The 23,743-nt window shown below is 65.7% G+C and carries 25 protein-coding genes, 1 tRNA gene and 1 pseudogene; 15 read left to right on the top strand and 12 right to left on the bottom strand.

Annotated elements, in window-relative coordinates; all coding sequences use genetic code 11:
- Positions 1-6: 6 nt before the first annotated feature.
- The 3 genes and pseudogenes from thsB to C448_RS17080 form a co-directional block, all read right to left on the bottom strand.
- On the bottom strand, positions 7-1,674 hold the full coding sequence (gene thsB, locus C448_RS09200; RefSeq protein ID WP_049916213.1) for a thermosome subunit beta: 1,668 nt from the start codon (positions 1,672-1,674) through the stop codon (positions 7-9).
- Positions 1,675-1,878: 204 nt separating this feature from the next.
- A complete protein-coding gene (locus C448_RS09195; protein WP_049916212.1) occupies positions 1,879-2,280 on the bottom strand; it encodes a DUF7383 domain-containing protein in 402 nt (133 codons plus the stop codon).
- 62 nt (positions 2,281-2,342) lie between these two features.
- Positions 2,343-2,597: pseudogene (locus C448_RS17080) on the bottom strand (IS630 family transposase); the annotation flags it as partial.
- Between the two features lie 213 nt (positions 2,598-2,810).
- On the opposite strand from C448_RS17080, the gene C448_RS09190 reads away from it, so the two are divergent.
- Positions 2,811-3,329: a helix-hairpin-helix domain-containing protein gene (locus C448_RS09190; RefSeq protein WP_004054086.1), complete on the top strand. Its 519-nt coding sequence runs from the start codon at positions 2,811-2,813 to the stop codon at positions 3,327-3,329.
- A gap of 126 nt (positions 3,330-3,455) precedes the next feature.
- On the opposite strand, the gene C448_RS09185 is transcribed toward C448_RS09190, so the two are convergent.
- The 4 genes from C448_RS09185 to C448_RS09170 all read right to left on the bottom strand — a co-directional run bounded on the left by C448_RS09185 (position 3,456) and on the right by C448_RS09170 (position 6,284).
- Positions 3,456-3,536: transfer RNA gene (locus C448_RS09185), tRNA-Ser, on the bottom strand.
- Between the two features lie 26 nt (positions 3,537-3,562).
- Positions 3,563-3,766 carry a hypothetical protein gene (locus C448_RS09180; protein ID WP_004054085.1) on the bottom strand — a complete coding sequence of 68 codons (204 nt, stop codon included), beginning with the start codon at positions 3,764-3,766 and terminating at the stop codon, positions 3,563-3,565.
- Positions 3,767-3,801: 35 nt separating this feature from the next.
- The gene (ilvA, locus tag C448_RS09175) at positions 3,802-5,013 is read right to left on the bottom strand and encodes a threonine ammonia-lyase (RefSeq protein ID WP_004054084.1); all 1,212 of its coding nucleotides are present in this window, start codon (positions 5,011-5,013) and stop codon (positions 3,802-3,804) included.
- A 527-nt stretch (positions 5,014-5,540) separates the two neighbouring features.
- Positions 5,541-6,284 (bottom strand): DNA polymerase sliding clamp, encoded by a 744-nt coding sequence (locus C448_RS09170; protein WP_004054083.1) that lies wholly within the window; start codon positions 6,282-6,284, stop codon positions 5,541-5,543.
- Between the two features lie 89 nt (positions 6,285-6,373).
- On the opposite strand from C448_RS09170, the gene C448_RS09165 reads away from it, so the two are divergent.
- On the top strand, positions 6,374-7,129 hold the full coding sequence (locus C448_RS09165) for a 23S rRNA (uridine(2552)-2'-O)-methyltransferase (protein WP_004054082.1): 756 nt from the start codon (positions 6,374-6,376) through the stop codon (positions 7,127-7,129).
- A 96-nt stretch (positions 7,130-7,225) separates the two neighbouring features.
- Here the strand turns inward: C448_RS09165 and upp are convergent, their stop codons facing one another.
- Together upp and C448_RS09155 are read right to left on the bottom strand one after the other, a co-directional pair.
- Entirely contained in the window at positions 7,226-7,900 is a 675-nt protein-coding gene (gene upp / locus C448_RS09160; RefSeq protein ID WP_004054081.1) for a uracil phosphoribosyltransferase, read from the bottom strand.
- 50 nt (positions 7,901-7,950) lie between these two features.
- Entirely contained in the window at positions 7,951-8,130 is a 180-nt protein-coding gene (locus C448_RS09155) for a hypothetical protein (protein WP_004054080.1), read from the bottom strand.
- 162 nt (positions 8,131-8,292) lie between these two features.
- Between C448_RS09155 and C448_RS09150 the strand changes: the two genes are divergently transcribed.
- The 6 genes from C448_RS09150 to C448_RS09125 all read left to right on the top strand — a co-directional run bounded on the left by C448_RS09150 (position 8,293) and on the right by C448_RS09125 (position 12,718).
- Entirely contained in the window at positions 8,293-8,613 is a 321-nt protein-coding gene (locus C448_RS09150; protein ID WP_004054079.1) for a hypothetical protein, read from the top strand.
- Between the two features lie 14 nt (positions 8,614-8,627).
- Positions 8,628-9,035, top strand: coding sequence for an SRPBCC family protein (locus C448_RS09145; protein ID WP_004054078.1), 408 nt, complete (start codon positions 8,628-8,630; stop codon positions 9,033-9,035).
- Between the two features lie 89 nt (positions 9,036-9,124).
- The gene (locus C448_RS09140; protein ID WP_004054077.1) at positions 9,125-9,349 is read left to right on the top strand and encodes a hypothetical protein; all 225 of its coding nucleotides are present in this window, start codon (positions 9,125-9,127) and stop codon (positions 9,347-9,349) included.
- Positions 9,350-9,405: 56 nt separating this feature from the next.
- On the top strand, positions 9,406-9,702 hold the full coding sequence (locus C448_RS09135; RefSeq protein WP_004054076.1) for a hypothetical protein: 297 nt from the start codon (positions 9,406-9,408) through the stop codon (positions 9,700-9,702).
- Between the two features lie 13 nt (positions 9,703-9,715).
- Positions 9,716-10,681 (top strand): ArsA family ATPase, encoded by a 966-nt coding sequence (locus tag C448_RS09130; protein WP_049916218.1) that lies wholly within the window; start codon positions 9,716-9,718, stop codon positions 10,679-10,681.
- Between the two features lie 84 nt (positions 10,682-10,765).
- Positions 10,766-12,718: a carbon starvation CstA family protein gene (locus tag C448_RS09125; protein ID WP_004054074.1), complete on the top strand. Its 1,953-nt coding sequence runs from the start codon at positions 10,766-10,768 to the stop codon at positions 12,716-12,718.
- 6 nt (positions 12,719-12,724) lie between these two features.
- Here C448_RS09125 and C448_RS09120 read toward each other — a convergent pair whose 3' ends face one another.
- Positions 12,725-13,870 carry an inorganic phosphate transporter gene (locus C448_RS09120; RefSeq protein ID WP_049916217.1) on the bottom strand — a complete coding sequence of 382 codons (1,146 nt, stop codon included), beginning with the start codon at positions 13,868-13,870 and terminating at the stop codon, positions 12,725-12,727.
- Between the two features lie 226 nt (positions 13,871-14,096).
- On the opposite strand from C448_RS09120, the gene hisI reads away from it, so the two are divergent.
- Positions 14,097-14,474, top strand: a complete 378-nt coding sequence (gene hisI, locus C448_RS09115) for a phosphoribosyl-AMP cyclohydrolase (protein ID WP_004054072.1) — start codon at positions 14,097-14,099, stop codon at positions 14,472-14,474.
- Positions 14,467-15,591 (top strand): DUF7118 family protein, encoded by a 1,125-nt coding sequence (locus C448_RS09110; RefSeq protein WP_004054071.1) that lies wholly within the window; start codon positions 14,467-14,469, stop codon positions 15,589-15,591. The genes hisI and C448_RS09110 overlap by 8 nt, the downstream gene beginning before the upstream one ends.
- Here the strand turns inward: C448_RS09110 and glmM are convergent, their stop codons facing one another.
- Positions 15,592-16,950, bottom strand: a complete 1,359-nt coding sequence (gene glmM / locus C448_RS09105) for a phosphoglucosamine mutase (protein ID WP_004054070.1) — start codon at positions 16,948-16,950, stop codon at positions 15,592-15,594.
- A 464-nt stretch (positions 16,951-17,414) separates the two neighbouring features.
- On the opposite strand from glmM, the gene C448_RS09100 reads away from it, so the two are divergent.
- Together C448_RS09100 and prs are read left to right on the top strand one after the other, a co-directional pair.
- The gene (locus C448_RS09100; RefSeq protein ID WP_004054069.1) at positions 17,415-18,197 is read left to right on the top strand and encodes an HVO_0234 family beta-propeller protein; all 783 of its coding nucleotides are present in this window, start codon (positions 17,415-17,417) and stop codon (positions 18,195-18,197) included.
- Between the two features lie 21 nt (positions 18,198-18,218).
- Complete coding sequence (prs, locus tag C448_RS09095) at positions 18,219-19,064, top strand: ribose-phosphate diphosphokinase (RefSeq protein WP_004054068.1); 846 nt, start codon at positions 18,219-18,221, stop codon at positions 19,062-19,064.
- On the opposite strand, the gene ileS is transcribed toward prs, so the two are convergent.
- Positions 19,061-22,249 carry an isoleucine--tRNA ligase gene (ileS, locus tag C448_RS09090; RefSeq protein ID WP_004054067.1) on the bottom strand — a complete coding sequence of 1,063 codons (3,189 nt, stop codon included), beginning with the start codon at positions 22,247-22,249 and terminating at the stop codon, positions 19,061-19,063. The two genes, prs and ileS, sit on opposite strands and share 4 nt — an antisense overlap.
- A 120-nt stretch (positions 22,250-22,369) precedes the next feature.
- On the opposite strand from ileS, the gene C448_RS09085 reads away from it, so the two are divergent.
- The 3 genes from C448_RS09085 to C448_RS16990 form a co-directional block, all read left to right on the top strand.
- Positions 22,370-22,999 (top strand): uracil-DNA glycosylase, encoded by a 630-nt coding sequence (locus tag C448_RS09085; RefSeq protein ID WP_049916216.1) that lies wholly within the window; start codon positions 22,370-22,372, stop codon positions 22,997-22,999.
- Positions 23,000-23,038: 39 nt separating this feature from the next.
- Positions 23,039-23,464: an HIT family protein gene (locus C448_RS09080; RefSeq protein WP_004054065.1), complete on the top strand. Its 426-nt coding sequence runs from the start codon at positions 23,039-23,041 to the stop codon at positions 23,462-23,464.
- A gap of 166 nt (positions 23,465-23,630) precedes the next feature.
- The coding region (locus C448_RS16990; protein ID WP_338034752.1) for a TFIIB-type zinc ribbon-containing protein at positions 23,631-23,743 on the top strand (113 nt) is incomplete at its 3' end.

Here is a 23,743-nt window from a genome sequence, read left to right as displayed (position 1 = left end):
GTGGGTTTACATCATGCCGCCCATGCCACCCATACCGCCCATTCCGCCCATGCCACCCATGCCGCCGGGTGCGCCGCCGGGACCGCCCGCGTCGCCGTCGCCCTCGGTCGTGAGGTCGCCGGCGGAGATGATGTCGTCGATCTTGAGCACGAGGTTTGCGGCCTCGGTGGCACTCGAAAGTGCCTGCTCTTTGGCGTGGGCCGGCTCGACGACGCCCGCCTCGAAGGTGTTCTCGACCTCGCCGTCGAAGACGTTGAGGCCGGCCTTCTCGTCGCCGGATTCGTGGGCCGAGCGGAGATCGACGAGCGTGTCGATCGAGTCGAGACCGGCGTTCTCGGCCAGCACTCGCGGAACGAGTTCGAGCGAGTCGGCGAACGTCTCGACGGCGAGCTGCTCGCGGCCGCTCACGGAGTCGGCGTACTCGCGCAGGCGGGCGGCGACTTCGACCTCGATCGCGCCGCCGCCGGCGAGCACGCGCCCGTCGGAGACGGTCTGGGCGACGACTTCGAGCGCGTCGGTGATGCCGCGTTCGAGCTCGTCGACGACGTGATCGGTCGAGCCGCGGAGGAGGAGCGTCACGCCGTGGGACTGGTCGCCCTCGACGTAGAACAGCTCCTCGTCCTCGTCGCGCGTCACCGAGCCGGTGCCGAGGTCGGCGCTGGTGGCGCTGTTGAGATCGGAGACGATCGAGGCACCGAGCACCTCCTTCAGGAACTCGATGTCGGATTTCTTCGCGCGGCGGACGGCGAGGATGCCCTCCTTGGCGAGGTAGTGCTGGGCGAGATCGTCGATGCCCTTCTGGCAGAAGACGACGTCAGCGCCGGTCTCCTTGATCTGCTCGACCTTCTGTTTGAGCTGTTCGTCCTCCTGATCGAGGAACTGCTGGAGCTGGTCGGGATCGGAGAGGCTGACCTGCGAGTCGACGTTGGCCTCCTCGACCTCGACGGCCTCGCTGAGCAGGAGCACCGAGGCGTCCTCGACGTCGGTCGGCATCGTGTCGTGGACCGGGTCCTTCGAGATGACCGCGCCGTCGAGCAGTTCCGAGTCGCTCGCGGACTCGCCGGTCTGGGTCTCGATGTTGACGAACTCGAGGTCGACGATGCTCTCGCCGGCGTCGTTCTCGACGGTCACATTTTGAACGGCGTCGACGATGAGCTGGGCGAGCTGCTCCTTGTTCAGCTCCGCACCCTTGCCCGTCATCGAGGTCTCGGCGACCTTCTTGATCCGGTCGGTGTCGTCGGCCTCGATCTCCTCGGAAACGTTGCCGATCTCCTCTCTGGCTTTCTCGCTGGCCAGGTGGAACCCGCGGATGATCGCCGTCGGGTGGATGTCCTGCTCGATGAGCTCCTCGGCGTTCTTCAGGAGTTCGCCCGCGACCGCGACGGCAGTCGTCGTCCCGTCGCCGGCCTCGTCCTCCTGTGTCTCGGCGACCTCGACGATCATCTCGGCGGTCGGGTTGTTGATGTCCATCTCCGTCAGGATGGTGACGCCGTCGTTCGTGACGGTGACGTCGCCCATCGAGGAGACGAGCATCTTGTCCATCCCTTTCGGCCCGAGCGTCGATCGGACCGAATCCGCTACTGCCCGTGCCGCGTCGATGTTGTGCGACTGTGCGTCGCGATCCTTGACGCGCTGGGAGTCGTCACCCATGATGATCATGGGCTGACCCTGCATTCGCTGACTCATGATTCACCGAACGATTGAATGTGCTTCTATATAAAAGTAGCTATCCGTTCCGGCGTTCGTGAGACGCTCGAACGGGACCAGCGAGGACGAACCAGCCGACTCGACGCCCGTATCGTCCACCACATGCTGAATGTTAACACGAGGTTTCCGGCCGGGACAGCGGTTGCGGGACACGTTTATAACCTCGGCGACTCACTCGATCGGCTCTTTCCAGTGGACGACGACCGAACCGATCACGAAATCGTCGCGGGTATCCGCGTCGCGGACGAACCGGACCGTGTTCTCGCCGGCTTCGAGGTCCGCACCGGTGATCGGGTCCATCCAGTACTGCCAGCCCGGTGCGGGCGGGATGTCGAATCCCGTGAGCGCATCGCCGTTGACGACGATCTCGTGGCCGTAGCTCCCGACCTCGAACAGCTGGCATTCGAGATATGCCTCCGTGGCCGGCTCGGCGGGCACGGTGAACTCCTGTGTGGAGGAACGGTGGTTACCGACGAACTCGGCCCAGGGCACGTCGAGTCCGTCGGAATTTTCGCCGAGATGTTCCTGGAAGTCGAGCAGCGCGTAGTTCGCACGGGTCCGGGTGTCGCTCATCACTCGACCCTCGTCGGTCACAGGATTAAAACCACGGTCCGGTCAGCAGTTAATGGGTCGATTCATACCCATGGCCATAAGCACGTGGTGAGATTTGGCGGGTGGATGTTGTCGAGCGCAGCGAGTGCGCCATCACGAAGTTCGTCCAAGAAGTCGAACAGTCGATTGCCGAGTGCTTGATCGTGTTTCTTCCAGCAGTCCTCCGCAGGGTACACACCGGTGAACGCCGCAGCAGGCAACACAGCCCTATCGGCGTATCCTTGGACTGCATTCGCCGTGAAATACGACGCATTGTCCGAGACGACACAGATTTTCTCGGGAGATCTTCCGTAGAGACGTTCTCAAGATGAGTCATGCGAGGACAATGGATTATCGATTGACTGATTTTAGTCTCGGTATGACTTTCTTCGTTACGGTGGAGTGTTCCGGCACAATCAGCACGATAACACTCGAGAAACCAGTTGAAGGCCCGTGAATGGGCACTGCTTCTAGGTGGGTAGCTCTTTATCTACCGCGTTCACAATCTACGGATGATGAACAAGATAGTACTTCAGACTATATTCATAATACTCGTCCTCCTCGCTGGATTTACGCTCGGATTGGGATATGCAGAGGGTGGTAATGTGATCGGATTGCTCATACCTGCAACAGTTGTCACAATGACCGCAGTAGGATTTTTGAATGTTTCACCGCCGAAAGAGCAGTCAGATGGCACCATCTACGACGTCGAAGCTGCTCGTCAAGCATATTCTGAAGGGAAAATTCCCCTGAATGAGATGGAGCGACGGGTCGACATTGCACTCGACCCGCAAGCGAAGCAACTCCGAGAACGCGTCGAAGATGTAAATGGTGTTGGGCCAGAGATCAGTGCTGCCCTCTCTGCGGAGTACAATACGACCGAAGAGCTTGCAACCGCCACCCAATCCGATTTGGAACGGATATATGGAATCGGCCCAAACACGGCTTATGCCATCAAACAGCGATTTGACTCCGCTCAGTCCACCGAGTCGCCAGACGCGAACGACAGTGCCCTACAGGAAGAAACGTGAGTCGCTCGTGGTCAAGTGGTTCGGGATACAAAGTATCTCGTTATCATTCAGTTATCTGATCACCGCCGAGCATCTGCGCTTCCCCGCCGTCGCCGCTTCGCTCGTCACATCCGTTCCTCGCAGAAGCGCCGGGACGGGGATTTGAACCCCGGATCCCAAAGGGAACACGCTTTCCAGGCGTGCGCCTTACCACTCGGCCATCCCGGCTCGTTCGTGACTACCGGAGTCGCGGGTTAAGACCTTTCGCTCCGCGCCAACCAGCCCTCGAACAGGTAGCTCGCCCCGCTGGCGACGATCCAGACGATCGCCGCGATGGCGAGTTTGGCGAGCAGGCTGATTCCGGGGGTAGCGACGAGTTCGTAGCCCTGCGCGAGCACGAGAAAGGCGAGCGCGCCGACCGCACCCCACAGCAGGCCTGTTTTCGTTCGCGGGCGCATCAGTTCGCGAGCGCCGCGGTGTCGGTACGGACCATTCAGACGAGCACCTCGGGCGCGTAGCCGTTGGCTTCGAGCGCATCGAGTAGCGTCGCGACGTGCTCTTCGCCCCGAGTTTCGAGATCGATCGCGACCTCGGTGGCGGTCATGCCGCTGTCACGGGAGGTGCGATCGTGCTGGATAGCGTAGATGTTCGCGCGCTCGTCGGCGATAATCTCGACCAGCCGTTCGAGCGAGCCGGGCTGGTCGGGAAGCGTCGTCCGGAAGCGGAGATAGCGACCCGATTCAACCAGCCCGCGCATGATCACCGTCCGAAGCATGTTGAGATCGATGTTGCCGCCACAGAGGACGGGCACGATGATCTCGTCCTCGTGATACTCGAACGCCTCGGCGAGGATCGCGGCCATTGGCACCGCACCAGCCCCCTCGATGAGCGTCTTCGAGCGTTCGAGCAGCGTCGTGATCGCGACGGCGATATCGGGATCGGAGACCGAGACGACCTCGTCGACGCGCTCCTCGATGATCGGGAACGTCCGCTCGCCGACCCGGCGCGTGGCGATGCCGTCGGCGATCGTGTCGACGCCATCGAGCTCCTGGACCGACCCCTTTTCGAGCGACTGGTCGACGCTCGACGCACCCTCGGCCTCGACACCCACAACCCGTGTGTCGGGTGACTTTGCCTTGATCGCGGTGGCGATACCGGCGATGAGTCCACCGCCGCCGATGGGGACGACGACCGTCTCCACGTCCGGGCAGTCCTCGACGATCTCCAGGCCGATCGTCCCCTGGCCGGCCATCACGGTCGGATCGTCGAACGCGTGGACGTAGGTGCGGTTCTCGTCGGCCTCGATCTCGTGGGCTCGGGCCTGGGCCGCGTCGTAGTCCTCGCCGTGGAGGACGACCTCGGCCCCGTAGCTCCGCGTCGCCTTCACTTTCGCGATCGGGGCGTGTTCGGGCATCACGACCACGCTATCGACGTCGGCGCGCGTGGCCGCGAGCGCCACACCCTGAGCGTGATTGCCCGCGCTCGCGGTCACGACACCCGCCGCCTGCTCCTCGTCGGTGAGCGTGGCGATGCGGTTCGACGCGCCGCGGATCTTGAACGAGCCGGTGCGCTGGAACACTTCGAGTTTGGGGTGGACTGCCGCGCCCGAGAGATCGGAGAACGAGTAGGAGTGTTCGAGCGGCGTGTGACGGGCCACGCCGTCGACGCGCTCGCGTGCCTCACGGATATCGTCGAGACCGAGCATACGATGATTCCGTCGCTCGGCGGTATAGTTCTTGCTGGAAGCGGCGGTGGAGGGCCGCCGAAGCGTGTGACGCACCGATGCTCCGTCGCGGGTGTTCATCAATGCCCGGAAAGCGGAGTGAAAGTGAACGTGTCGGCCACCGCGGCCGCGGTGCTGTGGCGGCCGCGGCTGCGGTTGCGGTTGCGGTTGCGGTGGGGGTGCTGTGCGGTCCTGGCGGATGAAGGGCGAGGCGCGCCGGCACGAGCGAAGCGAGTGCCGCGACCGAAGGGAGCGCGCCGAGGGCTTCGGCGGTGCGGAGGCGGGTGCTGTTCGGTGTGGCAAGCGTAGCATCCGCGCGAACGAAGCGAGGTTCGACCGGAGGGAGAACCTCGGAAGCGAACGGTGAACGGAGTGAACCGTGAGCAGTGAGCGCGGTTCACCGCGAGTGAGGCCGGAGGCCGAGCGAGCGGATGTTTTTAGTCCAGGTTTTTGGACGGGGGTTGAGCGCGCCGCAGGCGCGCGATTCCCCCGTCTAAAAAAGTGGGTGTCTAGTCGCTCTGGATGCGCGGCGCGAGCATGTAGGTGACGCTCCCGTCGGCTTCGGCGACGTCGAAGTGGAGTTTGACCGGGAACTCCTCGCCCAGGTCGATCGTGACCTCGGCGTCGCCGGGGATGGCCTTGTTCATGTCCTTGAGGTAGTCGAGGCTGAACAGCGAGTGGGCCGGGCCGACGGTGAGGTCGATGAGGTCCTCGGTGTCGAGCTCGAAGTGGACATCGTCGGTGTCGCCTTCGGCGTCGACGTAGAACTGTTCGGCGTCCTCCTCGACGCCGAGTGCGATGTGATCGGAGACCATGTCGGCGGCTTTGACCGCACGATTGATGTCGCGGCCTTCGAGGACGATCTTCGCGGGGAGATCGAGATCGGGGATGTCGGGCTCCTGGCGGACCGATTCGGGGTCGATGAGCGCGAGCGTGTACTCCAGGCCGTCGATCGAGATGTGGAGCTTGCGGGTTTCCTCGTCGAGTTCGAGGTGGACGAGGTCGTCGCTGCCGGCCATGCCAGCGATGTCCTGGAGCCGGGAGAGGTTCACGCCGATGACGCCGCCGTCGGCCTCGTACGACTCGAAGGCGTCGGCGGAGAGGGCCAGGTCGACCATCCCGACGTTCGCGGGGTCGACGGCTCGGATGGCGATCTCGTCGTCGTTGAGGTGGAGTTTGCACTCCTCGACGAGCACACTCACGGAGTCGAGGGCCGTTCTGAGCGTCCCCGCACTCACGATGGCGTTGAACATGGCTCCGGTACGACCAGCCGGGTTATAAAAGATGTGCGTTCGACTCGACAGCGAAGGGCGTTTACGCGCCCGTGGAGTAGTCACGCGGGATGGCGCGCCGGGACGAATACTACAACAAGGCAAAACAGCAGGGCTACCGCTCGCGGTCGGCCTACAAGCTCCAGCAGTTGGACGAAACGGCGGATCTCTTCACCGACCGCAGCACCGTGATCGACCTGGGCGCGGCACCCGGTGGCTGGCTCCAGGTCGCGGCCGAGCGCGCACCGGAGGGCCGCGTCGTCGGCGTCGACCGCCAGCGCATCGAGGCGATCGACGGCGTCGAGACCCGCCGTGGCGACCTCACCGACGAGGACGTCAGAGCGGATCTGAAGGCCGACATCGGTGAGGCGGACGTCGTACTTTCGGATATGGCTCCGAACATGAGCGGCGAGTACGACCTGGATCACGCGCGCTCGGTCCATCTCGCCCGTCAGGCGCTGGACGTGGCTCGCGAAGTGCTCACGCCGGGCGGCGACCTCGCCGTGAAGGTGTTCGACGGCCGCGATCTCGACGGTTTGGAGGCCGACATCGAGGAAGCGTTCGAGTACGTTCGGACCGTACGACCCGACGCTTCGCGCGACGAATCCTCCGAACTCTATCTGGTTGGCAAGGGTCGCATGACCGCCCCCATCGAGGTCGGCGACGAACTGACGGTGGAGATCACCGCCACCGGCGAGGAGGGTGACGGGATCGCCAAGATCGAGGAGTACACCGTGTTCGTTGCCGACGCCGAGGAGGGCGACCGAGTGCAGGTGCGCATCGCGGACGTGAAACCGCGCTTTGGCTTCGCCGAGCGCGTCGATTGAGGCCGAACGCCCGGCGAATCGGCGTTCGTCCAGCTTCTCAATTCTCCAGTCGAAACAAAGGGGTTCGTGTCGGTGAAATCGAATGCGGGCGGTCGATTACTGGGTCCGGAACGCACGGTCGCCAGCATCGCCGAGTCCCGGAACGATGAAGCCGTTCTCGTCGAGGCGCTCGTCGATGCTCACGGTGAGGAGGTCGGCCTCGGGGAACCGTTCGCCGACCCGAAGCAGGCCGTCGGGTGCGCTGACCGCCGAGAGAACGAACAGGTCCTCGGGCTCGGGCGCGTCGGCGAGGACGTGTTCCAGTACTGTGCACATCGTCGAGCCGGTGGCGAGCATCGGATCGGCAACGATCACGGTGTCCTCGGCGGTGATCTCGGGGAGTTTGGTGTAGTCGATGGTGATGGGGAACTCGCCGTCGGTCATGCCGGCTTCCTCGTCGCGGCCCGCCGAGATGACGCCCTGTTTGGCCCGCGGGAAGGCCTTCAGCAGCCCCTCGACGAACGGCGTCGCCGCGCGGAGAACGTTGACGATGACGACGTCGTCGAGACCCTTGACGCGCTCGCCGGTGGTCTCGGCCAGCGGCGTCGTGATCGAGACGTATTCGGTCTCCATCGCGCCGTCGATGATCTCGTAGCCACAGATGCGGCCGAGTTTGACGAGCCCTTTTCGGAAGGCAACCTGTTCCATATCGGCGCTTCGCAGTCGTGAGAGCGTGTCTCGCGCCAGTGCGTGCGTGATGAGCGAGGCCGAATCGCGCTCGGAGATGGGCATGGTAGAGCGGGTTCCCCCGCGCGTATAAAATCATCTCATCAGCCACCGCCTCAACGCAGCACGGCCAGATAGGTGACGAGCGCGATCACCAGCGTCGCGAGCGCCGCCGTCCGCAGCGAGAAGGCGAGCACGCCGAGCAGCGAAAGCCCCCACACGATGACCGTCCCGAACACCGCCGAGAGCAGCAGATCGAGCACGAGCAGAACGCGGATGTCACCGTCCGAGGCCATCGTTCCACACAACGGTCCGGCCGGATTATATACTGTCGGTCCAGCCACATCCCACATTCGTCCACACCAACCCCGGACAGGGAATGCTCCCTGGATGCGGATCGGCGCTCCGAGGGATGAGGTCGGCCGACAACGTATTCACGCAGCCAGCGTACGGCCGCCATGAAGCTCACGAACCGTCACGGGACGCCGGTCGATCCGGTGCCGTTTCTCGTCGTCTCGTCGTTCGCCTTCCTCGTGAGCTTCTCGTACGGGCCGATCTATCTGCTGGCGCTCGGGCTCTCGCTACCGATCGCGGTCGTCGTTTCGACGCTCCTCTTTGTGTGCGCCACAGCCGCTGCCTATCATCAGATGGTGCTGACGACGCGCCCGGAGCTGCGCGGCGAGATACCACCCGAGCGACGCCTCCGTCGGCTGGTGTACGCGGCCGCCGTGCTCCTGGCGCTGCTCGCGCTGCTATCGCTGCCGTTTTTGGTGCCCTGACCCATGATAGCCGTATGCGCGAGGTCAGCGCGTCGCGGTTCGTCCGGGCAACGCCGGCGACCGTCGAGCGCGCGCTCACACCGCGGTCGCTCGTCGAGTACGAGGGGAGTTTTACCGTCTACGAGGTCGAGGACACCGACGAGGGGTGGCTCGTCATCGCCGGCTCGCGCGGGGTCGAACTCGCGCTCGCCTTCGAACTCGACGACGAGGGGCTGACCTACGAACAGCGTGGCGATGGCCCGCTGGAAACGCTCGAAACGACGATCACGTACGAGCCGAGGGATCAGGGCACCAGCGTCCGGATGCGCTCGCGGGTGAGCGCCGGACTCCCCCTCGCGTCGCTCACCGACCGCGTGGCCGCCTGGAAGCGCCGCGGCGAGCTCCAGCGAGCGCTCTCCCGTCTCGCCGACGACGTGGAGTGAGAGCCGAGTGATTCCTGTTCGAGTGACGCCCGTGTATCGCGTGCGCACAGCCGCACACGGATTTATCCGTCCTCGCCCGAACGCGCTGTATGGGGTTCACTAACACGATCAAGGAGGCGCTGCAGGCCTCGACCGAGTCGGCCAACCGCGGTGGTGGAAAGGGCGACGGCTCGAAGGATGCCTACTGGTGTCACGACTGCGCCGAGCGGGTTCGTGACGTCGATGTCAAAGGTGAGGAACCGCCGGACTGTCCCGACTGCGGCGCGATGATGGAGTTCGAGCGCTCGCCCTCGACGACCGGCTGTGCCTGCTGAGCGAACGGATCATCGAGCCGGCGGTCGTTTAAGTGCGTGCGAGTCGTTCTCGTGTCATGGCGCTCGCAGACCGCATCGCGACCTATCGCGAGATCATCGAGGAGTGGCTGCACGGGCTCTATCACGGGATGATCGAGGGGCCGGCGTTCGAGCTGATCGAGAAGGAAGCCGAGGACACCGACGACGTGTTCATGCTCGCCTGTTTCGCCGACGCCTTCGGGATCCCGAGCCCCGTCTCCTACTACACCGCCGAACTGCTTCCCTACCTCGCCGAGGAGTTCCAGGGCTGGGAACGCCGGCTCTGGGATCGCGACACGCTCATCGAACGCAAGGGCCAGCAGTATCACTTCTGATGGAGTGGCTATCGTGAGGGAGTTCGTCTTCTTCGGTGGCAAGGGCGGCGTCGGCAAGACCACCGTCTCCTGTGCGTACGCGCTCAAGTGTGCCCGCGCGGGCCTCGACACGCTCGTGGTCTCGACCGATCCGGCCCACAGCACCGCCGACGTGTTCGACCAGGAGTTCGGCGACGAACCCCGACCCGTCGAGGGCCACGACGGGCTCTCGGCGATGGAGATCGACCCCGACGAGGAGGTCTCTGAACACCTGATGGAGACCAAGCGCGCGCTCGCCGATCAGGTGAGCCCCGCGATGGTCAACGAGATCGACAAACAGATCGAACTCGCCCATCAGACCCCCGGTGCGTACGAGGCCGCGCTGTTCGACCGGTTCATCGGCGTGATGCGCGACAGCGACCACGACCGCGTCGTTTTCGACACCGCACCGACGGGCGGGGCGCTCCGCCTGCTCTCACTCCCCGAGTTCCTCGACGACTGGATCGCCCGCCTCATCGACAAGCGCACCGAGAGCATCGATCTCTACGAACGGGCGGCCATCGGCGGTCGCGAGGCCCGCCGGCGGATCGACGACGATCCGATCATCGAACGCTTGTGCGAACGCAAGGAGATGTTCGAATTCGCCGGCCACGCGCTCCGCGAGCGGGCGACCTTCTTCCTCGTTATGAACCCCGACGAGCTCTCGCTGCGCGAGACCGATCGCGCGCTCGACGATCTCGACGAATACGGTCTCTCGGTTGGCGGATTGCTCATCAACCGCCTGACGCCCGACCCCGACGACGGCGAGGACGGTCGCGGCGCACGCTACCTCCGCGAGCGCTGTGCGAACGAGCGCGAGCGCGTCGCGACCGTGCGCGAGGAGTTCGCCCCGCCGGTGCGCGGGACGATCGAAACTCGCGTCGCCGAGATCAAGGGCGACCTGCTCGCCGAGGTCGCGGCCGAACTCGATATCGAAGTCGCGACCGAACCGACCCCCTGACCGCGATTCTTCCGGAATGTGACCACCGATACCGAGGCCAACGCTTAAGTCGTCGTTTTCCATTGATTACTGTGGACAACTACCATGCAGGTACTCTGGCTCGTCCTCCTGGCGCTCGTCACGTTCACGATCGGCTACGTCGGCTACTCGCGCTATCTCGCGCGGTTCGTCGATCTCGACGACGACCGCGAGACGCCGGCACACAAGTACCGTGACGGACAGGAGTACGTCCCCTCACAGCGGTCGGTACTGCTCGGTCATCACTACTCGTCGATCGCCGGCGGCGCGCCGATCGCCGGCCCGATCACCGCGGCGGCGGCCTTCGGCTGGCTGCCGGCGATCCTCTGGATCGCCGTCGGCAACCCCCTCTTCGGCGCGGTCCACGACTTCATGTCGCTGTCGTCGAGCATGCGCCACGAGGGGAAGTCGATCGGCTACATCATCGGCGAGTACGTCGGCGAGCGCGGCAAGGACATGCTGCTCTGGTTCGCCTTCTTGACTATCATCCTGGTCATCGCGGCCTTCGCCTTCCTCATCGGCAGCATCTTCGACGCGTTCCCGCAGGCGGCGACGGCGTCGGTGCTCTACATCGCACTCGCGGTCGTCTTCGGCATCTATCTCTACCAGTTGAACCTCCCCTTCCTCCCGGGAGCGGTGGTGTTCGTCGCGGCGGTGTTCGCCGGCGTCTGGGTCGGCCTCGAATACCCGATCGCGCTGGCCGCCCGCGACGGCCTGCCCGCGGGCACGGTCGTCCTGTTCGGGAGCGCGCTCGACTGGCTACCGCTCGCGGGGGCGATCAACCCGAACGTGGCCGCGTGGATCCTCGTGACAGTTCTGTACGCGTTCGCCGCGAGCGTGCTCCCGGTGTGGGTGTTGCTCCAGCCGCGCGATTTCCTCACGTCGAGCCTGCTCTATACCGGCGTCGGCGGCATGCTGCTCGCGGTGATCGTCGGCTCACTCATCGGCTTCAGTCCTGTGGACGTCGTGGTGCCGGCGGCGGGCATCGACGTGACGGTAAGCTCGCTCGAAACGCAGATCGCGCCCTTCACCGGTTTCGTCCATCCCGCGCTCGGCCCGATCTTCCCGTTCCTGTTCGTCACCATCGCCTGCGGGACGATCAGCGGCTTTCATTCGCTGGTCTCCTCGGGGACGACGGCCAAGCAGTTGAACAGGGAGAGCGACGCCCGGCCGATCGGCTACGGCGCGATGCTCGGCGAGGGGCTGCTCGCGGTGACGGCGGTCATCGCGGTCTCGATCATCGCTACGTCCACCGGGTCGCTCGACGCGGCGCTCGTCACCTTCCCGGCCGGCGGTGGCGCGCTGCTCACGGCGCTCGGCATTCCGATGCTCGCGGCGGCAGCGTTCATCGGGCTGGTGTTCGCGAGCTTCCTGCTGACGAGCACCGACACCGCGGCACGGCTGGGTCGCTACATGCTCGAAGAGATCGTCGGCACGCCCGAGACGAGCACCCAGAAGCTCGCGGTCAACCGCTACGTGAGCACCGGCATCCTCGCGGTCGGCGGCTACGCGCTCGTCGCCAGCGGCACGTGGGAGAACATCTGGCCGCTGTTCGGGGGCGCGAACCAGACGCTCGCGGCGCTCGCGCTGCTGGTCGCGACGGTCTGGCTCGCCAACTGGAGCGACAACAAGCAGCTCATCAGCACGGGCGTGCCACTCGTGTTCATGATCGGCGTCACGGTCGTCGCGCTGCTGTGGATCGGCGTCGTCCGCAATCCACAGACGATCCTCGCGGGCGAGGCCGGCGGGGCGGTCGCGGCCGCATCGCTCGCGCTCCAGAGCGTGGTGGCGATCGTGCTCGTCGGGCTCACGCTGGGACTGCTCTATCTCGGCATCACCAACGTCAGAAACGTCCGCGGCGACGCGGGCACCGCCGTCGCCGACGGGGGTGAGCAAACCGACGGTTCTCGAACGGCGCGGGAGCGAAGCTCCCGCGAGCCGGGCGAGCGGCGAAGCCGCGAGCAGGCGTCGGAAGACGAGGGGAGCGAGTCTTCCGGAAGTGAGCCGGGCGACGACTGAACCGCGTTACGCGCCGACGACCAGCGCCAGTCCGCGATACAGTCCGAACCCGACGGCGAGCGTTCCGACGAGCGTGCCGAGCCAGGCGAGGACGGTGAACCCGATCTTGCGCGCCGAGACGCCCGCCGAGCCCACGACGAGACCGCTGCCGATGACGCCGCCGATGATGACGTTGTTGAACGAGAACGGGATCCCGAGCGCGATGGCGGTCTGTGCGATGAGAAAGCCGGGGATCAGCGCCGCGATCGATCGCCGAACGCCGAGTTGGGAGTACTCGCGCGAGACGGCCTGGAGCAGGCGTGGCGATCCCATCCAGGCACCGAGGAGGATGCCGAGCGCCCCGAGCCCGAGCAGGACGATCCCGGGCGTTCCGAACGAGGCGAACAACGGCTCAAGCGGGCCGGTGGCGAGTCCGACCTGGCTGCCGCCGGAGGAGAACGCCACGATCGCGCCGAGGCCGATCAGGAACTTCCTGATGCCGGCGTCCATCGAGCGGCGCATCTCGCGGCGCACGAAGACGAAGACCAGAGCACCGACCACGAGGCTCGTACCGAACGCGAACGCGTCGTACGACCCGAACAGAGCCGGCGCACCGCCGAGCGAGCGCGAGAGGTAGTCCGCGAGCGTCCCTGTCCCGCTCGCGGCGGGGATGAACGTGAACTCGACGTTCGCCAAGACGAAACCGACGACGGCACTGAGAAGCGACACGCTGAGTTCCTCGGAGACGTCGTCGCGGCGCAGTAGAGTCGCCGTCACGTAGGCGATCGTCGCCGAGACGAACGGCACGGCCACCCAGAACATGCCGAGGCGCTGGTAGGTGTCGTAGGCGGGCACGCCGCCGAGGGCGAGCCCCGCACCGACGACCGCACCCGTCGTGGCGAACGCCGCGGGGATGGGGTAGCCGGTGCGGACGCCAACCGCGATGAACCCCGCCGCCGTCAGGAGAGCGGCGATCGCGGCCAGCGGCGAGATCGAAACGCCGTCGATGAGCCCCTTGCCGACCGTCTCGGAGATACTGCCACCCTGTGCGAGCGCGCCGAGCGCGGCGAACGTCCCGATGAAGAAGGCTGCGCGCATCGTCGGGAGCGCGTTCGCGCCAACCGCCGGGGCAAAGGGTGGCGAGTTCGACGAGGCACCGAGCGCCCACGCCATCCCGAGGCTCGCGAGCACCGCCGCGCCGGCCACGAGCAGCGACGCCGACGCCTGGAGGACGATCGTCACCGGCGGCGTTCCGGGAACCGTGCCGTCCGTGCGAACGCCCAGCCGGCCGACCGGAATTGGTACATGCTGTTCATTGTCATGGATTCCCGCGGAGGGAAAAAGCGCTGTCGCTCGGCGACACAAAAGACCTATGCGCGCGAGGCGGCCAGTCAGCGCCATGAGCCGGACGGAATCGGCCGTCGATCTCGCCTTCGGCGACGACGGGCTGGTGACGATCGTCGCCCAGGACGCGAGCTCCGGGGCGGTGCTGATGGTCGCCCACGCTTCTCCGGAAGCCGTCGAACGCACCCACGAGACGGGGCTCGCTCACTACCACTCCCGCAGCCGCGACGAGCTCTGGCAGAAGGGCGAATCGAGCGGTCACGTCCAACATGTCGAGGAGATACGGGTCGACTGCGACGGCGACGCCCTCCTCTATCGCGTCAGCCAGGAGGGCGGGGCCTGTCACACTGGCCACGAGAGCTGTTTCTACCGCACGCTCGACGGCGAGACCGTCGGCGAGCGCGTCTTCGATCCCGACGCCGTGTATGAGTGAGAGCACGGACGACCTCGCCGAGGAACTCGCCGCTGCCCACGAGTCCTGCGAGGCGATCGACGCCGAGATCGCCGAACACGGCGAGGCGGAACTCGAAACGCTCGCCGACGCCCACGATCGCGCGACGACGCTGCTCGATAGCTACGAGGAACGCGCCACCGGTACGGGCGATTTCGAGGCGTTCATCGAATTTCAGGAGTCGTTCGACGAGCTCGTCGACTCGCTCGACGAGGAACTGGCCCTGCGGTCGGCGTTCGAGGACGCGAACGATCGCTTCGACAAGCGTCGGCTCTCGGCGAGCGATTTCGCGGCCGCCCGTGAGGCACTCGCGCCGGTCGCCGAACGAGTCGAACTACTCGATAAGCGTGCGCGACGCAGCGAACGCTATCGGGAGGCGCGCCGGCACGCGGTCGTCCGCCGCGACGATCTCGGCGGGGAGATCGCCGAACTGGAGCGCCTCGCCTCGCTCTCGGATGTCGATCTCGACGCGCCGATCGACGATCTTCGAGAACCCATCGAGAACTACAACGAACGGGTCGGGGCGGCGTTTCGACAGTTCAGGAGCGAGGCGAGCGCGCGCGACGTCCTGAAATTCGTCGAGCGCACCGAACAGTATCCGCTCGTGGAGTTTCGCTCACCCCCGGACGATCTCCGCGAGTACGTCGAAACGAGCCTCGTCGGCACCGAATCGCTCACGCAGCTCGTCGACTACGCCGATTATTCACCATCGAAGCTCGCCCACTACGTCGACGATCCCGAACGACTCCGGAAGAACGTCGCCATCCACCGGAGCTATCTCGACGGGCTCGACGCGACGGCGCTCGAAATCGGCTGGCCACCGCCACCCGCCCTCGACTGTCGCTTTCTCCTGAACGAACTCGTCTCGATCGTCGGCCGATTCGCGCCGGACGACGTGGTGAAAACCCTCCACGAACTCCGTGCGTTCACCCGCGAGGAGCGGTACGGACGCCTCCAGCGCGCCGCGACGGCTCGCGAAGAACTCACCGAGAACGAACGCGAGCGTCTCGCCGCCGGTACGGTCGAGGACGAACTGACGAGTGCAAAAACGGATCGTGAACGGATCGTGGCGGCGCTCTCATCCCATCCCGGCCCGTAATCAGCCGTCGAGTGCGCGATCGAGTCGGTCGCCGATGCCGTCGGCGAGCTCGTGGGCGCGCGCTTCGGTGCGCGCCTCGGTGTAGATGCGCACGACGGGTTCGGTCCCGCTCTCGCGGACGAGCAGCCAGGCGTCGCCGAAGTCGAGTCGGTAGCCGTCGGTATCGTTCAGTTCACCCTCGCTCTCGTCGGCGTACGCTGCGGCCGCGGCGAGCAGCGTCGCACGGTCGGCGTCGCTCTCGTAGCCGACGGTCGTCCGCACGTTGTGATAGCCACCGACCGCCTCGACGACCGCGCTCGCCGAGCGATCGGCGAGCAGTTCAAGGAAGCGAGCCGCGGTGTACGCGCCGTCGCGAGCGAGGCGGTGGTCGGGAAAGAGCACGCCACCGTTGCCCTCGCCGGCGATCGGCACCGAAACACCGTCGTCGTGGAGCTCGCGCACTCGCGAGATGATGCGCGTACTCCCGACGGGTGTGAGTTCGAGCTCCGCGCCCGCCTCGCTGGCGATGTCGACCAGTCGTTGCGAGACCGTCACCGCCGAGACGGTGCTGTCGCCGTCGTCGAGCGTCGCGCCGGCCAGCACCGCGAGCGTCGCGTCGCCCTCGATGTAGTTCCCGAACTCGTCGAAGAAGATCGCCCGATCGGCGTCACCGTCGTGGGCGATGCCGACGTCGGCATCCGTTGTGCGCACCAGCCGACCGAGATCCGCGAGATGTTCCGGCACCGGTTCGGGATCACGACCCGGGAAGCTCCCGTCACGCTGGGCGTTGACCGTGTGGACCTCACAGCCGAGCTCCCTGAACAATCCCGGGCTGGTGAGCGACCCCGCCCCGTGACCGGGATCGAGCGCCACGGTGAGATCGGCCGCGGCGATGCGCTCGCGATCGACGGCCGCGACGACCTCCTCGACGTACTCGCGGCGCGCGCTCGTCACCCGTCGGGCGTTCCCCGTCTCGTCCCAGCGAGCGTGCTCGAACGTCCCGTCGTCGAGCAGTTCCTCGACCCGCTCCAACTGGTCGACGCCGAACTCGATGCCGTCGTTGCCGACGAGTTTGATCCCGTTGTACTGTGGCGGATTGTGCGAGGCGGTGATCATCACCGCCGGCACTCCCTCGCGCTCGGCGTACGACTGGAGGGCCGGCGTCGGCAGCACACCCAGCCGATCGACGTCGCTGCCGGCGCTCGCGAGCCCGCTCGCCGTCGCGTCGGCGAGCATCTCGCCCGTCGCGCGCGTGTCCCGACCGACGGCCGCCTGCCCGCCGACAAGCGTCCCGACGGCCAGCCCGATCTGCAGACAGAGCGTCGGCGTCACCTCCTCGTTCGCGACCCCGCGAATCCCACTCGACCCGAACAGTTGCATTCGAGTCATCTGACGGCCCGACTCACAAATCGCTTCCGACCCACCTTTTTGCTGCGGGGAATCGCGCGCTTCGCGCGCTCAACCCCTTGCAAAAATCTGGACCAAAAACTGCCGCTCACTCGGCCTGTGGCCTCGTTCGCGGTGTTCTCGTGAACGACCGTAGGGAGTGAACGAGAGCCAGAGAGACGCGAAGCGTCTCTCGTGAACCGCGCTCACTACGTTCGCGCGGACGCATCCACCACCGCAACCGTAAACCGCACAGCACCGCAGAAGCCCTCGGCGCGCTCCCTTCGGTCGCGGCGTTCGCTCCGCTCACACCACGCGTGGTTCGAAACGACGAAGCTGTTTCGTCATCACGAAAGGCGCTTCGCGCCTTTCGAACGACCTCGCCCTTCATCCGCCAGGTACCGCAACCGGCGCGGCCGCGCCGGAACGCTTTCGCCGCTCGGCGTGCGCATCCGCGTATGAGCAGCATCGACGAAAAACGCGTCCACGGCGCGAACACCGAGCCGACGGGGCTGTTCGTCGCCAGCGACATCGGCCTCACCCGCGTCTCGGTCGCCGGCGAGCGCGTGGGCGAGATCGAACTCCGCGACCGCCGTCCCGCCCACGACCTCGCCGTCGACGAAAAACTGGCCGTGGCTACCGACGAAGACGTACTGGTCGGCGAATCGCTCACGGAGACGGGGTTTGGCCCGGCGACGGCGGTCGGCTTCCAGGACGGACTCGTCGCCGCCGCTCCGGACGGACGGGTCGCACGCCGAATCGACGACGAATGGCACGACGTAGACACCATCGGGACGGTTCGCGCGATCAACGGCGACCTACTCGCCACGGACGGAGGAATCTATCGACTCACGGACGACGGCCTCACCCACGCGGGTCTCGACGCGGTCCGTGACGTCGCCGTCGGGGGCGTTCCACGGGCCGCGACCGCCAACGGACTCTACCGCCTCGGCAACGGCTGGATGGACGAACTCGCCGGCGATTTTCGGATGGTGAGCGCCGACACTGACGGCGGGCGAGCGCACACCGCAACGTCGAACGAGTTCTACGCTCACGACGGCAGCGAGTGGCACCCCGTCGGAATCGGAAAGCCGATCGCAGCGGTCGCGTACGCGAGACTGGTCTATGCCGTCGCGACGGACGGAACACTGCTCGTCGGGACCGACGACGGCTGGCGCGACCACCCCCTTGGGATCGGCGAACCACACGCACTCGTCGCGGCGGACCGAAAACCCGTTTAACTGGCCGTCACAGGAGCACACATGATCGTCAGCGCCTCCGGCTCCCAATCGCTCGCCAGCGCGCTCGCGACGGCGCTCGACGAGCCGCTCGCGGAGACGGCCTACGAGCGCTTTCCCGACGGCGAGCTGCAGGTTGCGGTGCCGGACTTCGACGCCGAACGCGCAATCGTCGTCTGTTCGACTGCGACGAGCGACGCCCACATCGAGGCACTCCAGCTCCAGGACGCCGTCCGCGAGGCCGGCGCGAACGAGGTCGTCACCGTGATCCCCTACATGGGCTACGCCCGCCAGGACAGAGCCTTCGAACCGGGCCAACCCGTCTCCGCCCGCGCGGTCGCCCGCGCACTGAGCACCGGCACCGACCGCGTCGTCACCGTGAACCCTCACGAGGAATCCGTCGGCGACTTCTTCGACGTCCCCTGTGCCACTGTCGACGCCGCCGGACGGCTCGCCGACCCCCTGCCGGAACTCGACGACCCGGTGTTCATCGCCCCCGACGCAGGTGCGATCGACCTCGCGGAGACAGTACGGGACGCCTACGGATCGGGTGAAACGGACCACTTCGAGAAGACCCGCCACAGCAGCACGGACGTCGAGCTCGAACCGCATACCGCCGACGTCACGGGACGCGATGCCGTGCTCGTCGACGACATCATTGCCACCGGCTCGACGATGGCTGGAGCCGTCTCACATCTCACCGACGACGCCGCCCAGGTGTTCGTCACCTGCGTCCATCCGGTCTTCGCCGGCATGGCCAGAACCCGTCTCGCCAGAGCCGGCGTCGCGGCCGTCTACGGGACGGACACGATCGAGCGCGCCGAGAGCGTCGTCAGCGTCGCACCGGCCGTCGCCGCCGTGCTCGATTAGTCCGCCCGCGCCTCGGCGACCGGCACGATGGCGATTTCGACGGTTGTATCCTCGATTGCCCACTCACGACGATGGCCGTCGGCGACGTCGCCGAACGTCGCAGCCCTGACCTCCTCGCCGATGAGTGCCTCGTGCTCGCGGACGAACCTCGCAACGCGCTCGTCGACGATGTCGAGCTCGACCCTGATCTCGGCCTCCAGATCGAGGTCCAGTTCCTTTCGCATCTCCTGGATCCGTCGGACGACGTCGCGCGCGTAGCCCTCGCTTTCGACGTCCTCGGTGAGCGTCGTGTCGACGTAGACCGTCCCACCGCCCTCGGCATCGAACGTGTCGGCGGCAACGCCGTCGGGCGTCTCGGTGACGATCTCGACCATCTCGTTCGTGAGCTCCACTGACTCGTCGAGCGCGTCCGAAACGGCGGTTTCGAGCGCGTCCAGCGTCGGTTCTTCGATTCGCGCTTCGTTGAGCGCGGTCATCACCTCGCCCGACCGATCGCCGAACGCCGGTCCGAGAACGCTCATGTCTGCGCTGGCGCTGTATCGCAGTTCGCCCCATCGTTCGTCGGGATCGATCAGATCCACAGATCTGGCATTGAGTCGATCGGCGACGATCGCCGACTGGGATTCCACCGCGTCGGCGACCGCCTCGCTCTCGGCATCGACGACGACACGCGTGACCGGCCAGCGGAGTTTGCGCTCGGCCTGCTGTCGGGCTGCCGAGCCGGCCTCCTCGACGCCGCGGGCGACCCGGACCTCGCGTTCGAGCCGTTCGTTGCGGAGTTCGTCGGCGGGTTCGGGCCAGTCGCACATGTGGACCGTGTCGAACTCGTCGTCGCCGGTGAGAGTACCATAAATTTCCTCGGCGGCGAACGGCGCGTACGGCGCGAGCAGCGCGACGACCTCCCGCAGCACACGGTAGAAGGTCGCGTACGCGGCACGCTTCGAGGGGCTGTCGGCCTCCTCCCACATCCGCTCGCGCACGCTCTGGACGTAGAAGCGCGAGACGTCCTCGACGACGAAATCGAGCAGGGCATGCAGCGCGCGGTCCTGGCGGAACTCGCCCCACTCGTCGGTCATCTCCTGCTCGACGGTTTGCAGCCGCGAGAGAACCCATTCGTCCTCCCGTTCGAGAGTCACGTCGTCGAGAGTGATCTCGGTGGGATCGAACCCGTCGAGGCGCATGTAGGGAAGGGGAAAGCGGAAGACGTTCCAGAGGATGTTGAGGTTGCGCTGCATCGTCTCGGTCTCGTCCCACGAGAAGCGCATGTCGTCGCCCTGTGGTGTGACCGACAGGAGGAACAGCCGCATCGGGTCCGCGCCGTACTCGTCGATGACCTCCTGGGGCTCGACGGTGATGTCCTTCGATTTCGACATCCCCCGGCCGTCGGGCATGTTGGCGTAGCCGTGCATCAACACCTCGTCGTAGGGGATTTCGCCGAGCGCCGCCGTGCCCATCCCCAACTGCGACCAGAACCAGCCGCGGGTCTGGTCGTGGGCTTCCATGATGAGGTCCGCCGGCCAGAGTTCTTCAAACTCGCCCTCTTCCTGAGGGTAGTCGAGCGTGCCCCACGACGCGACGGACGAATCGAGCCAGACGTCGAAGACGTCCGGGACGCGCGTGTAGGTCGTCCCCTCTTCGGTGATCGTGAGATCGTCGACGGTCGGACGGTGGAGGTCGACCTCGTCGGGGTCCACGGTTTGGTCGGCGCGTTCGGCCAACTCCTCGCGCGTACCGATCACGACCACGTCGTCCATCTCGCCGGACCAGTCCTCGGGCGTCCAAATAGGGACGGGAATCCCCCAGTAGCGCTGGCGCGAGACGTTCCAGTCCGGTGAGCCCTCGATGAAGTCTCGGAAGCGGTTGTCGCGGGCTTCCTGGGGATGCCACTCGGAGTTTTCGATGTTGTCGAGCATCTCCTCCTTCACGTCGGTGACGGTGATGAACCACTGATCGGTGGCGAGGAAGACGATGTCCGTGTCACAGCGCCAGCACTGGCCGTAGTCGTGGGCGTAGGTCTCCTCGGCGAGCAGCAGTCCCCGCTCGTCGAGATCGGCGATGATTCCCTCGTTGGCGTCGCGGACGAACTCGCCGGCGTATTTCCCTGCGTCGTCGAGATAGACGCCGTCGCCGCCGACGGGACAGAAGATGGGTAAATCGAGCTCCGAGCCGCGCTCGAAGTCCTCCTGACCGTGACCCGGTGCGGAGTGGACCAGACCAGTCCGATCGACCTCGACGTAATCGGCATGGTAAACTTCGCCCACACCCTCGCCGTCAGGGCGATCGGGAACTTCCTCGGCCAGCGGGTGGTCGTACTCCCAGCCGACCATTTCCTCGCCGTCGAGCTCGTCGAGAATCTCGTAGTCGTCGTAGCGACCTTTCTTCAGGACTTCCTCGACCACCTCGGCGGCGAGATAGAGCACCTCCTCTCGGCCGTCTTTTTCCGCACGGACCTTCCGATACTCGACGTCCTCGTCGATCGCGACGAACTCGTTGGCGGGGACGGTCCAGGGTGTCGTCGTCCAGATGACGAGGTTCCCCTCGCGTTCGCGGAGCGGAAATTCGACGTAGATCGATGGGTCCTCGACCTCGTGGTACTCGACCTCGTTTTTGGCGATGGCCGTCTCACACCGGGGACACTGGGTGATCGAGCGCTTTCCCTGCTCGACGAGGCCACGGTCGGCGGCCTCCGCGAACCCCCACCACGCCGCCTCCATGTATTCGGGGTCGACGGTTTTGTACGGGTTCTCCCAGTCCATCCAGACGCCGAAGGACTTGAAATCCGACTGGAGCCCGTCGAGCTGTTCGTCGGCGTACTGCTTGCACTCCTCGATGAACGGCTCCATGCCGAACGCCTCGATGTCCTTCTTGTTGTCGAAACCCAGTTTCTCCTCGACGCGGGTCTCGATCGGCAGGCCGTGCATGTCGTAGCCCGGCCGGTCGGTCACATTGTAGCCCTGCATCCGGTGATACCGGATGTAGGCGTCCTTCAGGGTCTTGTTCCACGTCGTGCCCATATGGGCTGCACCCGACGTGTAGGGCGGACCGTCGACGAAGAAGAAGTCCTCGCCATCGGCGCGGTGTTCCGTCGCCTTCCGATAGGCGTCGGTCTCGTCCCACTGCTCGAAGACGCGGCCCTCGACCGCATCGGGGTCGTAGCGGTCCGCGACCGGCTCGAACCTGCTCATGGCTCGCCTACCCGTGCGGGGACTAAAGGAGCCTCGGTTGTGCAGACCGACCTGTCGGACCCGAAACGGGGCGAATCCGCTGACCGGAACGGACTCAAACCGGCCGAACGCACACTCATCATGCCCGAGTATCCCGATCCCGACTCGAAGAACGTCCTCGCGCCCGGCTGTGAGCGCTGTCCCGCGCTTGCCGACGCCCGCGAACACATCTCGTGGGGAAACGGTTCGCTCGACGCAGAACTCGTGGTGGTCGGCGAGGCACCCGGTGCCGGTACGCCCGAGGCCGACCGCTGGAAGGGTGGCAACTGGACCGGCATGGCCTACACCGCGCGCCACTCCGGACGAAAGATTCGGGAGCTCTTTGGCGATCTCGACTTCGACAACGACGATCTCTACTATACGAACGCTGTCAAGTGCTTCCCCGAGGGCGGGGACGGGTCGAACCGCGAACCCACGAGCGAAGAGCGAACGAACTGCCGACCGTATCTCGAAACCGAGATCGAAGAGATCGAACCGCGCGCCGTCATCGCGACCGGCAAGCACGCCACGACGAGCCTGCTCGCGACCGAAGGGAAGAGCATCGACGGCTTCCTCGACTCGATTCTCGAACCGGTCGCGCTCGGGGGTCTGGGGACGACGCTCGTCCCGGTGCTCCATCCCTCCTATCAGGCCGTCTGGCTCTCGCGGCTCGACTACACCTACGAGGGCTATCTCGACGCCATCGCCGAGACGCTCGCTGGGGTCGAGTGACGCCAAACCTTCTTGCTCCCTGCACGTGAGATGCGAGGTATGTCGAACGACTGCCCGTTCTGCGGGATCGTCGCCGGCGAGATCCCCGGCCGCATCGTCCACGAGACCGACGACGTGACCGCCTTCCTCGACGCGAACCCGCTCGCGCCCGGCCACACGCTCGTCGTGCCGAACGATCACCACGAGCGACTCGACGATCTCCCCGAGAAACTCGCCCGCGAGGTTTTCGCCGTACTCCACCAACTGACGCCCGCCGTCGAGGCGGCCGCCGACGCCGACGGCTCGAACGTTGCTTTCAACAACGGCTCGGCTGCCGGCCAGGAAGTCCCCCACCTCCACGGCCACATCATCCCCCGATTCGACGACGACGGCGGCGCGCCGATCCACGTCGTCGCCGGCGACCGACCCGAGCTCACCGAGGACGATCTCGACGTCATCGCCGAGGACATCCGTAACGCCCGATAGCGACATCGTCCACGGATCGCGATCGTTCGTCGACCGTTCTTCGCCCCTCCCCCACCTCCCTTCGGAGTGAACGGTGTCGTATTCCCCTCGTGTTTCTGCTCTGATTGTTCTAATAATTTTACTCCGTAGAAAAATTTTAAATAGGATGCATCGCATCGTTTAGTATATGAATTCAACCAGAGCATGCCCGGAATGTAATGGCCAGTTGGACGATGCCGGCGAGGAGACGTACTGTCTCGACTGCGGGTTGGTCGTCGGCGAGGACCGCGTCGATCGCGG

It is taken from the genome of Halococcus morrhuae DSM 1307, from assembly GCF_000336695.1.
Taxonomy (GTDB): domain Archaea; phylum Halobacteriota; class Halobacteria; order Halobacteriales; family Halococcaceae; genus Halococcus; species Halococcus morrhuae.
This window is presented reverse-complemented; position numbering and strand designations above follow the sequence as displayed.

Excerpts from the sequence above, each read along its gene's own strand:
- thsB (WP_049916213.1), bottom strand. The coding sequence starts at position 1,674 with ATGCAGGGTCAGCCCATGATCATCATGGGTGACGACTCCCAGCGCGTC.
- C448_RS09195 (WP_049916212.1), bottom strand. The coding sequence starts at position 2,280 with ATGAGCGACACCCGGACCCGTGCGAACTACGCGCTGCTCGACTTCCAG.
- C448_RS09190 (WP_004054086.1), top strand. The coding sequence starts at position 2,811 with ATGATGAACAAGATAGTACTTCAGACTATATTCATAATACTCGTCCTC.
- C448_RS09180 (WP_004054085.1), bottom strand. The coding sequence starts at position 3,766 with ATGCGCCCGCGAACGAAAACAGGCCTGCTGTGGGGTGCGGTCGGCGCG.
- ilvA (WP_004054084.1), bottom strand. The coding sequence starts at position 5,013 with ATGCTCGGTCTCGACGATATCCGTGAGGCACGCGAGCGCGTCGACGGC.
- C448_RS09170 (WP_004054083.1), bottom strand. The coding sequence starts at position 6,284 with ATGTTCAACGCCATCGTGAGTGCGGGGACGCTCAGAACGGCCCTCGAC.
- C448_RS09165 (WP_004054082.1), top strand. The coding sequence starts at position 6,374 with ATGGCGCGCCGGGACGAATACTACAACAAGGCAAAACAGCAGGGCTAC.
- upp (WP_004054081.1), bottom strand. The coding sequence starts at position 7,900 with ATGCCCATCTCCGAGCGCGATTCGGCCTCGCTCATCACGCACGCACTG.
- C448_RS09155 (WP_004054080.1), bottom strand. The coding sequence starts at position 8,130 with ATGGCCTCGGACGGTGACATCCGCGTTCTGCTCGTGCTCGATCTGCTG.
- C448_RS09150 (WP_004054079.1), top strand. The coding sequence starts at position 8,293 with ATGAAGCTCACGAACCGTCACGGGACGCCGGTCGATCCGGTGCCGTTT.
- C448_RS09145 (WP_004054078.1), top strand. The coding sequence starts at position 8,628 with ATGCGCGAGGTCAGCGCGTCGCGGTTCGTCCGGGCAACGCCGGCGACC.
- C448_RS09140 (WP_004054077.1), top strand. The coding sequence starts at position 9,125 with ATGGGGTTCACTAACACGATCAAGGAGGCGCTGCAGGCCTCGACCGAG.
- C448_RS09135 (WP_004054076.1), top strand. The coding sequence starts at position 9,406 with ATGGCGCTCGCAGACCGCATCGCGACCTATCGCGAGATCATCGAGGAG.
- C448_RS09125 (WP_004054074.1), top strand. The coding sequence starts at position 10,766 with ATGCAGGTACTCTGGCTCGTCCTCCTGGCGCTCGTCACGTTCACGATC.
- C448_RS09120 (WP_049916217.1), bottom strand. The coding sequence starts at position 13,870 with ATGGCGTGGGCGCTCGGTGCCTCGTCGAACTCGCCACCCTTTGCCCCG.
- hisI (WP_004054072.1), top strand. The coding sequence starts at position 14,097 with ATGAGCCGGACGGAATCGGCCGTCGATCTCGCCTTCGGCGACGACGGG.
- C448_RS09110 (WP_004054071.1), top strand. The coding sequence starts at position 14,467 with ATGAGTGAGAGCACGGACGACCTCGCCGAGGAACTCGCCGCTGCCCAC.
- glmM (WP_004054070.1), bottom strand. The coding sequence starts at position 16,950 with ATGCAACTGTTCGGGTCGAGTGGGATTCGCGGGGTCGCGAACGAGGAG.
- C448_RS09100 (WP_004054069.1), top strand. The coding sequence starts at position 17,415 with ATGAGCAGCATCGACGAAAAACGCGTCCACGGCGCGAACACCGAGCCG.
- prs (WP_004054068.1), top strand. The coding sequence starts at position 18,219 with ATGATCGTCAGCGCCTCCGGCTCCCAATCGCTCGCCAGCGCGCTCGCG.
- ileS (WP_004054067.1), bottom strand. The coding sequence starts at position 22,249 with ATGAGCAGGTTCGAGCCGGTCGCGGACCGCTACGACCCCGATGCGGTC.
- C448_RS09085 (WP_049916216.1), top strand. The coding sequence starts at position 22,370 with ATGCCCGAGTATCCCGATCCCGACTCGAAGAACGTCCTCGCGCCCGGC.
- C448_RS09080 (WP_004054065.1), top strand. The coding sequence starts at position 23,039 with ATGTCGAACGACTGCCCGTTCTGCGGGATCGTCGCCGGCGAGATCCCC.